Source organism: Halomonas stenophila (genome assembly GCF_014192275.1).
In the GTDB taxonomy this organism is placed as follows: Bacteria; Pseudomonadota; Gammaproteobacteria; order Pseudomonadales; family Halomonadaceae; genus Halomonas; species Halomonas stenophila.
Genome location: NZ_JACHXR010000008.1, coordinates 150,074 through 162,190, shown reverse-complemented (window position 1 = coordinate 162,190; position 12,117 = coordinate 150,074). Strand labels below are relative to the sequence as shown.

The following is a 12,117-nucleotide window of genomic DNA, read 5'->3' as shown; positions in this document are numbered from 1 at the left end:
CCGCATCGCCAACCAACGGGAGTTACATCGTGGCTCGCAAGACTCCGCTTAAGCGTTACCGCAATATCGGTATCGTAGCCCACGTCGACGCCGGTAAGACGACCACTACCGAGCGCGTCCTGTTCTATACCGGTCTGTCTCACAAGGTCGGCGAGGTCCATGAGGGCGCTGCCACCATGGACTGGATGGAGCAGGAGCAGGAGCGTGGCATCACGATCACCTCTGCGGCGACCACCTGCTTCTGGCAGGGCATGAACAAGCAGTTCGATGAGCACCGCATCAACATCATCGATACCCCGGGGCACGTCGACTTCACCATCGAGGTGGAGCGTTCCCTGCGTGTTCTCGACGGGGCCGTGGTGGTGCTGTGCGGCAGCTCCGGCGTGCAGCCGCAGACCGAGACCGTCTGGCGCCAGGCCAACAAGTACGAAGTCCCGCGCATGGTGTTCGTCAACAAGATGGACCGTGCCGGCGCCGACTTCTTCATGGTCGTGGACCAGCTGAAGACCCGCCTGGGTGCCAACGTCGTGCCGATCCAGATCAACTGGGGCGCCGAGGATGACTTCAAGGGCGTCGTCGACCTGATCCAGATGAAGGCCATCCTCTGGGATGAGGCCAACTTCGGCATGAACTACGACCTCGTCGACATCCCGGCCGAGCTTCAGGAGACCGCCGAGACGTACCGCGAGCAGATGGTCGAGGCGGCCGCCGAGGCCTCCGAAGAGCTGATGGACAAGTACCTCGAGGAAGGCGACCTGCCGGTCGAGGACATCAAGGCGGGTCTGCGTCGTCGTACCCTCGACAACGAGATCGTGCTGGTCACCTGTGGCTCCGCGTTCAAGAACAAGGGCGTGCAGGCCGTGCTCGATGGCGTCATCGAGTACATGCCGTCACCCACCGAGGTCAAGGCCATCGAGGGTGAGCTGGACGACAAGGACGGCACCATCGCCACTCGCGAGGCGGACGACAACGCGCCCTTCGCCGCGCTGGCGTTCAAGATCGCCACCGACCCCTTCGTCGGCACCCTGACCTTCATCCGTGTCTACTCCGGCGTGCTGAAGTCCGGCGACAGCGTCTACAACTCCGTCAAGCAGAAGAAGGAGCGTGTCGGCCGTATCGTGCAGATGCACTCCAACTCCCGCGAGGAGATCAAGGAAGTGCTGGCCGGCGACATCGCTGCCTGCATCGGCCTGAAGGACGTCACCACCGGCGACACCCTGTGCGACCTGAACGACAAGATCGTGCTGGAGCGCATGGAGTTCCCGGACCCGGTAATCTCCGTGGCCGTGGAGCCGAAGTCCAAGGCCGACCAGGAGAAGATGGGCGTGGCGCTGGGCAAGCTGGCCCAGGAGGACCCGTCCTTCCAGGTCAAGACCGACGAGGAAACCGGCCAGACCATCATCTCCGGCATGGGCGAGCTGCACCTGGACATCATCGTCGACCGCATGCGTCGCGAGTTCAAGGTGGACGCCAACATCGGCAAGCCACAGGTCGCCTACCGCGAGACCATCCGCAAGAGCGTCGAGCAGGAAGGCAAGTTCGTGCGCCAGTCCGGTGGCCGCGGTCAGTACGGTCACGTGCATCTGCGCATCGAACCGTTGACGGCCGAGGACAAGGGCGAAGATGAAGAGATGCACTTCAAATTCGCTTCTGAAATCGTCGGCGGCGTGGTTCCCAAGGAATACGTGCCGGCCGTCGAGAAAGGGGCCTATGAGCAGCTCCAGAACGGTGTCATCGCGGGCTACCCGATGATTGACGTCAAGGTTACGCTGTTCGACGGTTCCTACCATGACGTGGACTCGAACGAGACCGCGTTCAAGGTCGCCTCTTCCATGGCGATCAAGGAAGGCGCACCCAAGGCCAAGGCCGTGCTGCTCGAGCCGGTGATGAAGGTCGAGGTCGTGACACCCGAGGAGTTCATGGGCGATGTCATGGGCGACCTGAACCGTCGTCGGGGCCTGGTCCAGGGTATGGATGACTCCTCCATGGGCAAGGTCATCCGCGCCACCGTTCCGCTGGCTGAGATGTTCGGTTACGCAACCGACCTGCGTTCTCAGACCCAGGGCCGCGCAAGCTACACCATGGAGTTTGCGGATTACGAAGAGGCGCCGTCCAGCGTCGTTGAAGCCGTCATCAACCAGAACGGTTAACCGTTAGCTAACGTAAAGAGGTCATAGCAGTGGCTAAGGAAAAATTTGAACGTTCCAAACCGCACGTCAACGTCGGCACCATCGGTCACGTCGACCACGGCAAGACCACGCTGACTGCGGCCCTGACTCGCGTTTCCGCGGAAGTCTTCGGTGGCGACGCTCGCGCGTTCGACTCCATCGACAACGCTCCGGAAGAGCGTGAGCGCGGCATCACCATCGCCACCGCCCACGTCGAGTACCAGTCCGAAGAGCGCCACTACGCGCACGTCGACTGCCCCGGGCACGCTGACTACGTCAAGAACATGATCACCGGTGCGGCCCAGATGGACGGTGCCATCCTGGTGGTGTCCGCCGCCGACGGCCCGATGCCGCAGACCCGCGAGCACATCCTGCTGTCTCGCCAGGTCGGCGTGCCGTACATCGTCGTGTTCCTGAACAAGGCCGACATGGTCGACGACGAGGAGCTGCTCGAGCTGGTCGAGATGGAAGTGCGCGAACTCCTGAGCGAGTACGACTTCCCGGGTGACGACACTCCGATCATCACCGGTTCCGCCCTGATGGCCCTGGAAGGCAAGGACGACAACGGCATGGGCACCACCGCCGTTGCCAACCTGATCAAGGCCCTGGACGAGTACATCCCGGAGCCGGAGCGTGCCATCGACCAGCCGTTCCTGATGCCGATCGAGGACGTCTTCTCCATCTCCGGTCGCGGTACCGTGGTCACCGGTCGTGTCGAGCGCGGTGTCATCAAGGCCGGCGAGGAAGTCGAGATCGTCGGTATCAAGGACACCACCAAGACCACCGTCACCGGTGTCGAGATGTTCCGCAAGCTGCTCGACGAGGGTCGTGCCGGTGAGAACGTCGGCGCCCTGCTGCGCGGCACCAAGCGTGACGATGTCGAGCGTGGTCAGGTCCTGGCCAAGCCGGGCACCATCACCCCGCACACCAAGTTCGAGGCCGAGGTCTACGTGCTGTCCAAGGACGAGGGTGGTCGTCACACTCCGTTCTTCAAGGGCTACCGTCCGCAGTTCTACTTCCGTACCACCGACATCACCGGTACCTGTGAGCTGCCGGAAGGCGTCGAGATGGTCATGCCGGGCGACAACGTCAAGATGGTCGTCAGCCTGATCGCCCCGGTCGCCATGGACGAAGGCCTGCGTTTCGCCGTTCGCGAAGGCGGTCGGACCGTCGGCGCCGGCGTCGTGGCCAAGATCGTCGAGTAAGCGTCACGCGACTCGAGCGATCGAAGGGGGCTCCGCAAGGGGCCCCCTTTCTGCGCACCGTCACGAGGGGTTTGACTCTCGTCGGCGGCGCGCCTATAATGCGCATCCTTTGAATGCGTGGGTTGACGGCTCGCGCCGTCAAGATCCATTGGAGTTTAGGGCAAATGCAGAACCAGAAGATTCGCATTCGGTTGAAGGCTTTCGACCATCGCCTGATCGACCAGTCCGCCGCGGAGATCGTTGAGACCGCCAAGCGTACCGGCGCCCAGGTTCGGGGTCCGATTCCTCTGCCGACCAATCGCGAGCGCTACACCGTTCTGGTGTCTCCGCACGTGAACAAGGACGCTCGTGACCAGTACGAGATTCGTACCCACAAGCGGGTGCTCGATATCGTCGAGCCCACCGAGAAGACCGTTGATGCCCTGATGAAGCTCGACCTCGCCGCCGGCGTGGACGTGCAGATCAAGCTCGACTGATACCACACTAGACACTCGCGGCCCAGCGTTCACTCCAGGGTGTTCAGCAGCCGCCGCGCCGGGATGGCGCCACACAACGTGCTAGTGGAATGCTCTGGAAAGGGCAGCCATAGCGGGTGATAGCCCCGTACACTATAGGAGACTGAGAATGACTATCGGTTTAGTCGGTAAGAAGGCCGGGATGACCCGTGTCTTCACCGAAGACGGCGCTTCCGTGCCCGTGACCGTGATCGAGGTTGAGCCTAACCGCGTCACTCGCGTGAAGTCGGTCGAGTCCGACGGCTACGCGGCGGTGCAGGTCACAACCGGTTCCCGCAAGGCCAAGCACCTGTCGAAGGCCCAGGCCGGGCAGTTCGCCAAGGCAGGTGTCGAGGCCGGTCGTTCGCTGATGGAGTTCCGCCTGGACGAAGGCGTCGAGGCTCCGGAAGTGGGCGGCGAACTCACCGTATCCCTCTTCGAAGCTGGTCAGAGCGTCGACGTGACCGGCACCTCCAAGGGCAAGGGGTTCCAGGGCGCCGTGAAGCGCTGGAACTTCCGCACCCAGGACAACAGCCACGGTAACTCCCTGGCCCACCGTGCACCGGGTTCCATCGGCATGTGCCAGACCCCGGGCCGCGTGTTCAAGGGCAAGAAGATGGCCGGCCAGCTGGGCAACGTCCGCTGCACCGTCCAGAGCCTGGAAATCGTCCGCGTCGATGCCGACCGCAATCTGCTGCTGATCAAGGGTGCCGTGCCCGGCGCCACCGGCAGTGATGTGATCGTGCGCAGCGCCGTCAAAGCAGGCTGAGGGGAATTTACCGATGAATCTGAATCTTGCAGGTGCAGGCGCCGGTACCGTCGAACTGTCCGACGCCACCTTTGGCAAAGAATTCAACGAAGCGCTCGTGCACCAGGTCGTCACCGCCTATCTGGCCGGTGGTCGCCAGGGCACCCGCGCCCAGAAGAACCGTTCCGACGTGCGCGGCGGCGGCAAGAAGCCGTGGCGCCAGAAGGGCACCGGTCGTGCCCGTGCCGGTACCATCCGCTCGCCGATCTGGCGTGCCGGCGGCGTGACCTTCGCGGCCCGTCCGCAGGACTACACCCAGAAGGTCAACCGCAAGATGTACCGCGCGGCCATGCGCTCGATCCTTTCCGAGCTCGTGCGCCAGGAGCGCCTGGTGGCCGTGGATGCCTTCGCCGTCGAGACCCCCAAGACCAAGCAGCTGGTCGCCAAGCTCGATGAGCTGGGTCTGGAGAAGGTGCTGATCGTCACCGAAGAGGTCGACGAGAACCTGTACCTCGCCGCCCGCAACATCCCCAACGTGGATGTGGTGGACGTCGCTGCCGCCGATCCGGTGAGTCTGATCGCCTTCGACAAGGTGCTGGCCACCGTCTCCGCTCTGCGCAAATTCGAGGAGAAGCTGGCATGAACCAGGAACGTGTATTCAAGGTGCTGCTGGGTCCGCACGTGACCGAGAAGGCCGCCATGGCCGCCGAGCGCAACCAGTACGTGTTCAAGGTGGCAAGCGACGCGACCAAGCCCGAGATCAAGACCGCCGTGCAGGAGCTGTTCGGCAAGAAGGTCGACCGCGTTCAGGTGCTGAACGTGAAGGGCAAGACCAAGCGCACCGCGCATGGGACTGGTCAGCGCAAGGGTTATCGCAAGGCGTACGTGACACTGGCCGCCGGCGAGACGCTTGAAGACTTCTCTGGCGCCGAATAAGGGCAGGAGCACGGATCATGGCAATCGTCAAGACTAAACCCACATCCGCCGGTCGTCGCCACGTCGTCAAGATCGTCGGCGAGGAACTGTACAAGGGCCGCGCCTACGCGCCGCTGCTCGAGAAACAGTCCAAGTCCGGTGGCCGTAACAACTACGGTCGCATCACCACTCGCCACGTGGGCGGTGGTCATCGCAACCATTACCGGATCATCGACTTCAAGCGCACCAAGGATGGCGTTCCCGCCGTCGTCGAGCGCCTGGAGCATGACCCGAACCGTAGCGCCCACATCGCGCTGCTCAAGTACATGGACGGCGAGCGTCGCTACATCATCGCCCCGCGCGGTGTGAAGGCCGGCGACCGTCTCGAGTCCGGCGTGAACGCAGCGATCAAGAAGGGCAACGCCCTGCCGCTGCGCAACATCCCGCTGGGTTCCACCGTGCACTGCATCGAGCTCAAGCCCGGCAAGGGCGCCCAGCTCGCTCGCAGCGCCGGCACCAGCGCTCAGCTGGTCGCCCGTGAAGGCAACTACGCCACCCTGCGTCTGCGCTCCGGCGAGATGCGCAAGGTGCTGGCGGAATGCCGCGCGACCCTGGGTGAAGTGAGCAACTCCGAGCACAGCCTGCGTCAGCTTGGCAAGGCCGGTGCGAAGCGCTGGAGAGGCGTGCGCCCGACGGTTCGCGGCGTGGCCATGAACCCGGTGGATCACCCGCATGGCGGTGGTGAAGGTCGCACCAGCGGTGGCCGTCACCCGGTGTCTCCGTGGGGTATGCCCACCAAGGGCCACAAGACCCGCAAGAACAAGCGCACCGACAAGCTGATCGTCCGTCGCCGCAAGGCCCGGAAGTAAGATCCAACGCCAAGACATCAAGAGGTAACGGCTGTGCCACGTTCACTGAAGAAAGGTCCTTTTATTGACCTTCATCTGCTGAAGAAGGTTGAGACTGCAGTGGAGAAGAACGACCGCAAACCGATCAAGACCTGGTCGCGTCGTTCGATGATCCTGCCCAACATGGTCGGGCTCACCATTGCAGTCCATAACGGTCGCCAACACGTCCCGGTGCACGTCTCCGAGGAAATGGTTGGCCACAAGCTGGGCGAATTCGCTGCCACCCGCACCTATCGCGGTCATGCGGCGGACAAGAAAGCCAAACGGTAAGCCAGAGAGGATTAGAGATGGAAGTCACAGCAAAGCTGCGTGGCGCTCGTTTATCCGCCCAGAAGGCCCGTTTGGTGGCTGACCAGGTGCGCGGTAAGCCGGTCGCCGAGGCGCTCGACCTGCTGACCTTCTCCCCGAAGAAGGCCTCCAAGCTGGTCAAGAAGGTGCTGCAGTCCGCCATCGCGAATGCGGAAGAAAACAACGGCATGGATATCGACGAGCTGCGTGTCTCGACCATCTGCGTCGATGAGGGCATGACGCTCAAGCGCATCCGGCCGCGCGCCAAGGGCCGCGCGGACCGTATCCTGAAGCGCACCTGCCACATCACCGTCAAGGTAGCCGAGAAGTAGGAGTCGACCAGATGGGTCAAAAAGTCAATCCGACAGGCATTCGCCTGGGTATCGTCAAGGACCATGCCTCGGTCTGGTATGCCGAGCGCGGCGCCTATGCCGACAAGCTGAACAACGACCTCGAGGTCCGTCGCTTCCTCGAGGAGCGCCTGAAGAATGCGTCCGTGAGCCGCATCACCATCGAGCGTCCGGCCAACAACGCCCGTATCACCATTCACACTGCCCGTCCGGGCATCGTGATCGGCAAGAAGGGCGAGGACGTCGACAAGCTGCGTCGCGACGTCACCGCGATGATGGGCGTGCCGGTGCATGTCAACATCGAGGAAGTCCGCAAGCCGGAGCTGGATGCCCAGCTCGTCGCGCAGAACATCGCCGGCCAGCTCGAGCGTCGTGTCATGTTCCGTCGCGCCATGAAGCGCGCCGTCCAGAACGCCATGCGCCTGGGCGCCGGCGGTATCAAGGTGCAGCTCTCCGGTCGCCTCGGCGGCGCGGAAATCGCCCGCACCGAGTGGTACCGCGAAGGTCGCGTTCCGCTGCACACCCTGCGTGCGGACATCGACTACGCCACCTACGAGGCCAAGACCACCTACGGCATCATCGGTGTCAAGGTCTGGGTCTTCAAGGGTGAAATCCTCGGGGGCATCGAGGAGGTCCGCGCCAAGGCCAAGCAGCCGCAGAGTGCGCCCTCCAAGAAGAAAGGTTCCAGGTAAGGGGAGAGCGAGTCGATGTTACAACCCAAGCGTATGAAGTTCCGCAAGGTGCAGAAGGGCCGCAACCGTGGCCTGGCGCATCGCGGCAGCAAGGTGAGCTTCGGCGAGTATGGCCTCAAGGCCACCGGCCGTGGCCGCGTCACCGCCCGCCAGATCGAAGCCGGTCGTCGTGCGATCACTCGTCACGTCAAGCGTGGCGGCAAGATCTGGATCCGTGTCTTCCCGGACAAGCCGATTTCCAAGAAGCCGCTGGAAGTCCGGATGGGTAAGGGTAAGGGCTCCGTCGAGTACTGGGTCGCCCAGATCCAGCCCGGCCGTGTCCTGTACGAGATCGAAGGCGTTTCCGAGGAGCTGGCTCGCGAGGCATTCGCCCTGGCTGCCCAGAAGTTCCCGGTCTCCACCACCTTTGTGAAACGGACGGTGATGTGATGAAAGCCCAGGAAATTCGTGAAAAGTCAGCCGAGCAGCTCCAGGAGCAGCTCTTCGAACTCCTCCGCGAGCAGTTCAACCTGCGCATGCAGAAGGCCACCGGCCAGCTGAGCCAGACTCATCTGCTCAAGCAGGTTCGTCGGGATATCGCCCGCGTGAAGACTGTGCTCAACGAGAAGGCAGGTGTCTGAGATGGCCGAAGAAAACAAAGCCCGTACGCTCACTGGCAAGGTGGTGAGCGACAAGATGGACAAGTCCATCGTCGTGATGATCGAGCGTCGTGAGCGCCACCCGATCTACGGCAAGTACGTAAAGCGCTCCACCAAGCTGCACGCCCATGACGAGGCGAACCAGGCCAAGGCCGGTGACACGGTATCCATCGAGGAATGCCGTCCGCTGTCCAAGAAGAAGGCCTGGACCCTGGTCGAGGTCGTCGAACAGGCCAAGGGTTGATCGGTCGAGGCCGATCCAATCAGTGCAGTCAGATTAGGTTTGGAGAAAACCGATGATTCAGACTCAGACAATGCTGGATGTCGCCGACAACAGCGGGGCGCGCCGGGTGCAGTGCATCAAGGTGCTGGGCGGTTCACACCGTCGCTACGCCCGCGTCGGCGACATCATCAAAGTCACGGTGAAGGAAGCCATTCCGCGTGGCAAGGTCAAGAAGGGCCAGGTCCTCAAGGCGGTGGTGGTTCGCACCCGCAGTGGCGTCCGTCGTAACGACGGTTCGCTGATCCGCTTCGATGGAAATGCGGCGGTTCTGTTGAACAACACCAACGAGCAGCCGATCGGTACCCGTATCTTCGGGCCGGTGACCCGTGAGCTTCGTACCGAGAAGTTCATGAAGATCATTTCCTTGGCGCCTGAAGTGCTGTAAGGAGCGAGGCGGATATGCAAAAGATCAAACGTGACGACGAAGTGGTCGTCATCGCCGGGAAGGACAAGGGCAAGCGTGGCACGATCAAGCGCGTCCTCAAGGACGACCGCTACATCGTGTCCGGTGTGAACATGATCAAGCGTCACACCAAGCCCAATCCCATGGCGGGTAATCAGGGCGGTATCGTCGAGCGCGAGGCTCCGATTCACGCGTCCAATGTTGCCATCTTCAATCAGGAGACCGGTAAGGCGGATCGCGTCGGCTTCCAGGTTAAGGAAGACGGTACCAAGGTACGTATCTACAAGTCGACGCAAGCGCAGATCGACGCCTAACGCGAGTCGGGTAGCAAAATGGCGAACTTGAAAGAACGTTATCAGAACGAGGTGGTGGCTCAACTCAAAGAGCAGTTCAGCTACGCCAACGTGATGCAGGTACCCCGGGTCACCAAGGTGACTCTGAACATGGGTATCGGCGAGGCGACCAGCGACAAGAAGCTGATCGACAACGCCATCGGTGACCTGGAGAAGCTCTCCGGTCAGAAGCCGCTGGTGACCAAGGCACGCAAGTCCGTCGCGGGCTTCAAGGTGCGTGAAGGCTGGCCGATCGGGATCAAGGTGACCCTGCGCTCCGAGCGCATGTGGGACTTCCTCGATCGCCTGGTGAATATCGCGATCCCCCGCGTTCGTGACTTCCGTGGTCTCAACCCGAAGTCCTTCGACGGTCGTGGCAACTACTCCATGGGGGTGCGTGAGCAGATCATCTTCCCGGAGATCGAGTATGATAAGATCGACCGGATTCGTGGTCTGGATGTCACCATCACCACCACCGCCAACACCGATGAAGAAGGTCGTGCGCTGCTGAGCGCATTGAACTTCCCGTTCAAGAAATAAGGGTGGGATCATGGCAAAGAAAAGCATGGTAGAGCGTGAAGCAAAGCGCGCGAAGCTGGTGGCGAAGTATGCCGCCAAGCGCGCCGAGCTCAAGGCGATCATCCAGGACGTGAACGCTTCCGACGAAGAGCGCTTCGACGCGCAGCTCAAGCTGCAGCAGCTGCCGCGTGACTCCAGCCCGGTGCGCAAGCGCAACCGCTGCCGCGTCACCGGCCGTCCGCACGGCTACTACAACAAGTTCGGCCTCGGCCGCAACAAGCTGCGTGAAGCCGCCATGCGTGGCGATGTGCCCGGACTCAAGAAGTCCAGCTGGTAACGCCACGTAGAATCATCAGGAGCGCAACGTAAATGAGCATGCAAGACACTCTGGCGGATATGTTCACCCGTATCCGCAATGCGCAGATGGCCACCAAGGAGACGGTTTCCATGCCGTCCTCCAAGCTCAAGGTCGAGGTGGCCCGCGTGCTGAAGGAAGAGGGGTATGTCGCCGACTACAGCGTCAGCGACGTGGCCAAGCCCGAGCTGACCGTGACCCTCAAGTACTTCGAAGGCAAGCCGGTCATCGAGCATCTGCAGCGGGCATCCAAGCCGTCACTGCGCAGCTACAAGGGCAAGGACTCCCTGCCCAAGGTTGCCGAGGGCCTGGGTATCGCGATCGTCACCACCTCCAAGGGGGTGATGACCGACCGCGCGGCTCGCCAGGCTGGTGTCGGTGGTGAAGTCATCTGCACCGTATTCTAGGAGTTTGGAATGTCCCGCGTAGCCAAATATCCGGTTAAACTGCCCAGCGGCGTCGAGTTCAAGCTCGACGGTGACCAGCTGTCCGTCAAGGGCAGCCAGGGCACGCTGTCCATGACCGTCCACCCCGACGTGGTGATCGCTCAGGAGGAGGGTCAGGTGACCTTCCAGCCGAGCGAGTCCGCCAAGAGCTGGGCGATGGTCGGCACCACCCGTGCCCTGGTCCAGAACCTGGTCACCGGTGTCTCCGAAGGCTTCACCCGGAGCCTCGAAATCAACGGCGTCGGTTATCGTGCCCAGGCCAAGGGCCAGACGCTCAACCTGACACTGGGCTTCTCCCACCCGGTCGACTACGAACTGCCTGAGGGTGTCACGGCGGAAACGCCGAAGAACACTACCATCGTGCTGAAGAGCGCGGACAAGCAGAAGCTCGGCCAGGTTGCCGCGGAAATCCGCGCCTTCCGTCCGCCCGAGCCCTACAAGGGCAAGGGTATCCGGTACGGCGACGAGCAGGTCCGCCGCAAAGAAGCCAAGAAGAAGTAAGGCAGGGTTATGAACGCGAAGAAAGAATCTCGTCTCCGTCGTGCCCGCCGCGCTCGCGCCAAGATCCGCGAGCTGGGCGTGTATCGCCTGTGCGTCAACCGTACCCCGCGCCACATCTACGCGCAGATCATCTCGCCGGATGGTGGCAAGGTCCTGGCCAGCGCTTCCACGCTGGACAAGGCCCTGCGCGAGGGGGCGACCGGCAACGTCGACGCCGCCTCCAGGGTGGGCGCGCTGATTGCCGAACGCGCCAAGCAGGCTGGCATCACCCAGGTGGCCTTCGATCGTGCCGGTTTCAAGTACCACGGCCGAGTCAAGGCCCTGGCCGACGCCGCTCGTGAAGGCGGCCTGGAATTCTAAAGGGTTTTACGATGGCGAAGAACGAACAGCAAAGCGGAGATCTGCAGGAAAAGCTCGTGCAGGTCAACCGTGTCGCCAAGGTGGTCAAGGGGGGTCGGATCTTCGGCTTCACCGCTCTGACCGTCGTCGGCGATGGTAACGGTCGTGTCGGCTTCGGCCGCGGCAAGGCACGCGAAGTGCCGGTCGCGATCCAGAAGGCCATGGACCAGGCGCGTCGCAACATGGTCAAGGTCAACCTGACCGGCGGCACCCTGCAGTACCCGGTCAAGGCCCGTCATGGCGCCTCCAAGGTGTACATGCAGCCGGCCTCCGAGGGTACCGGGATCATCGCCGGCGGTGCCATGCGCTCCGTGCTCGAGCTGGCCGGCGTCCATGACGTCCTGGCCAAGTGCTACGGCTCCACCAACCCGGTGAACGTGGTGCGGGCGACCGTCAACGGTCTGGCCTCCCTGCAGTCGCCGGAAGACGTGGCCGCCAAGCGCGGTCTGTCCGTCGAAGCGATCACGGGGTAA

21 protein-coding genes are annotated in these 12,117 nt (G+C 62.5%); all 21 read left to right on the top strand.

The features are described from left to right. Positions 1-29 precede the first annotated feature (29 nt). The 21 genes from fusA to rpsE all read left to right on the top strand — a co-directional run bounded on the left by fusA (position 30) and on the right by rpsE (position 12,117). Positions 30-2,150 (top strand): elongation factor G, encoded by a 2,121-nt coding sequence (gene fusA, locus FHR97_RS14305; protein WP_183384470.1) that lies wholly within the window; start codon positions 30-32, stop codon positions 2,148-2,150. Between the two features lie 29 nt (positions 2,151-2,179). Then, the gene (tuf, locus tag FHR97_RS14300) at positions 2,180-3,373 is read left to right on the top strand and encodes an elongation factor Tu (protein WP_183384469.1); all 1,194 of its coding nucleotides are present in this window, start codon (positions 2,180-2,182) and stop codon (positions 3,371-3,373) included. A 164-nt stretch (positions 3,374-3,537) separates the two neighbouring features. Further along, positions 3,538-3,849 carry a 30S ribosomal protein S10 gene (gene rpsJ, locus FHR97_RS14295; RefSeq protein WP_045990862.1) on the top strand — a complete coding sequence of 104 codons (312 nt, stop codon included), beginning with the start codon at positions 3,538-3,540 and terminating at the stop codon, positions 3,847-3,849. A 148-nt stretch (positions 3,850-3,997) separates the two neighbouring features. Beyond that, on the top strand, positions 3,998-4,636 hold the full coding sequence (gene rplC, locus FHR97_RS14290; protein ID WP_183384468.1) for a 50S ribosomal protein L3: 639 nt from the start codon (positions 3,998-4,000) through the stop codon (positions 4,634-4,636). A gap of 13 nt (positions 4,637-4,649) precedes the next feature. After that, positions 4,650-5,258, top strand: a complete 609-nt coding sequence (gene rplD / locus FHR97_RS14285; RefSeq protein WP_183384467.1) for a 50S ribosomal protein L4 — start codon at positions 4,650-4,652, stop codon at positions 5,256-5,258. Further along, positions 5,255-5,551 (top strand): 50S ribosomal protein L23, encoded by a 297-nt coding sequence (gene rplW / locus FHR97_RS14280; protein ID WP_097790620.1) that lies wholly within the window; start codon positions 5,255-5,257, stop codon positions 5,549-5,551. The genes rplD and rplW overlap by 4 nt, the downstream gene beginning before the upstream one ends. 17 nt (positions 5,552-5,568) lie before the next feature. Further along, the gene (gene rplB / locus FHR97_RS14275; protein ID WP_183384466.1) at positions 5,569-6,399 is read left to right on the top strand and encodes a 50S ribosomal protein L2; all 831 of its coding nucleotides are present in this window, start codon (positions 5,569-5,571) and stop codon (positions 6,397-6,399) included. A 33-nt stretch (positions 6,400-6,432) separates the two neighbouring features. Next, a complete protein-coding gene (rpsS, locus tag FHR97_RS14270) occupies positions 6,433-6,708 on the top strand; it encodes a 30S ribosomal protein S19 (RefSeq protein ID WP_072824351.1) in 276 nt (91 codons plus the stop codon). A gap of 17 nt (positions 6,709-6,725) precedes the next feature. Next, the gene (rplV, locus tag FHR97_RS14265) at positions 6,726-7,058 is read left to right on the top strand and encodes a 50S ribosomal protein L22 (RefSeq protein WP_013330997.1); all 333 of its coding nucleotides are present in this window, start codon (positions 6,726-6,728) and stop codon (positions 7,056-7,058) included. A gap of 11 nt (positions 7,059-7,069) precedes the next feature. Next, a complete protein-coding gene (gene rpsC / locus FHR97_RS14260) occupies positions 7,070-7,768 on the top strand; it encodes a 30S ribosomal protein S3 (protein WP_183384465.1) in 699 nt (232 codons plus the stop codon). 15 nt (positions 7,769-7,783) lie between these two features. After that, positions 7,784-8,197 carry a 50S ribosomal protein L16 gene (gene rplP, locus FHR97_RS14255; protein WP_071943806.1) on the top strand — a complete coding sequence of 138 codons (414 nt, stop codon included), beginning with the start codon at positions 7,784-7,786 and terminating at the stop codon, positions 8,195-8,197. Next, positions 8,197-8,388: a 50S ribosomal protein L29 gene (rpmC, locus tag FHR97_RS14250; RefSeq protein ID WP_013331000.1), complete on the top strand. Its 192-nt coding sequence runs from the start codon at positions 8,197-8,199 to the stop codon at positions 8,386-8,388. Before rplP ends, rpmC begins: the two co-directional genes overlap by 1 nt. 1 nt (position 8,389) lies before the next feature. Beyond that, on the top strand, positions 8,390-8,650 hold the full coding sequence (gene rpsQ, locus FHR97_RS14245; protein ID WP_126485242.1) for a 30S ribosomal protein S17: 261 nt from the start codon (positions 8,390-8,392) through the stop codon (positions 8,648-8,650). A 52-nt stretch (positions 8,651-8,702) separates the two neighbouring features. Next, positions 8,703-9,074, top strand: coding sequence for a 50S ribosomal protein L14 (gene rplN, locus FHR97_RS14240; protein WP_089688530.1), 372 nt, complete (start codon positions 8,703-8,705; stop codon positions 9,072-9,074). A gap of 14 nt (positions 9,075-9,088) precedes the next feature. Continuing rightward, positions 9,089-9,406, top strand: coding sequence for a 50S ribosomal protein L24 (gene rplX, locus FHR97_RS14235; protein ID WP_126485240.1), 318 nt, complete (start codon positions 9,089-9,091; stop codon positions 9,404-9,406). Positions 9,407-9,424: 18 nt separating this feature from the next. After that, positions 9,425-9,964 (top strand): 50S ribosomal protein L5, encoded by a 540-nt coding sequence (gene rplE / locus FHR97_RS14230; RefSeq protein WP_183384464.1) that lies wholly within the window; start codon positions 9,425-9,427, stop codon positions 9,962-9,964. A gap of 10 nt (positions 9,965-9,974) precedes the next feature. After that, positions 9,975-10,280, top strand: coding sequence for a 30S ribosomal protein S14 (rpsN, locus tag FHR97_RS14225; RefSeq protein WP_126485236.1), 306 nt, complete (start codon positions 9,975-9,977; stop codon positions 10,278-10,280). A gap of 32 nt (positions 10,281-10,312) precedes the next feature. Continuing rightward, positions 10,313-10,705 carry a 30S ribosomal protein S8 gene (gene rpsH, locus FHR97_RS14220; protein ID WP_183384463.1) on the top strand — a complete coding sequence of 131 codons (393 nt, stop codon included), beginning with the start codon at positions 10,313-10,315 and terminating at the stop codon, positions 10,703-10,705. A 9-nt stretch (positions 10,706-10,714) separates the two neighbouring features. Then, positions 10,715-11,245 (top strand): 50S ribosomal protein L6, encoded by a 531-nt coding sequence (gene rplF, locus FHR97_RS14215; RefSeq protein ID WP_183384462.1) that lies wholly within the window; start codon positions 10,715-10,717, stop codon positions 11,243-11,245. 9 nt (positions 11,246-11,254) lie between these two features. Then, entirely contained in the window at positions 11,255-11,605 is a 351-nt protein-coding gene (gene rplR, locus FHR97_RS14210) for a 50S ribosomal protein L18 (RefSeq protein WP_183384461.1), read from the top strand. Between the two features lie 11 nt (positions 11,606-11,616). Beyond that, positions 11,617-12,117 carry a 30S ribosomal protein S5 gene (gene rpsE, locus FHR97_RS14205; protein WP_126485230.1) on the top strand — a complete coding sequence of 167 codons (501 nt, stop codon included), beginning with the start codon at positions 11,617-11,619 and terminating at the stop codon, positions 12,115-12,117.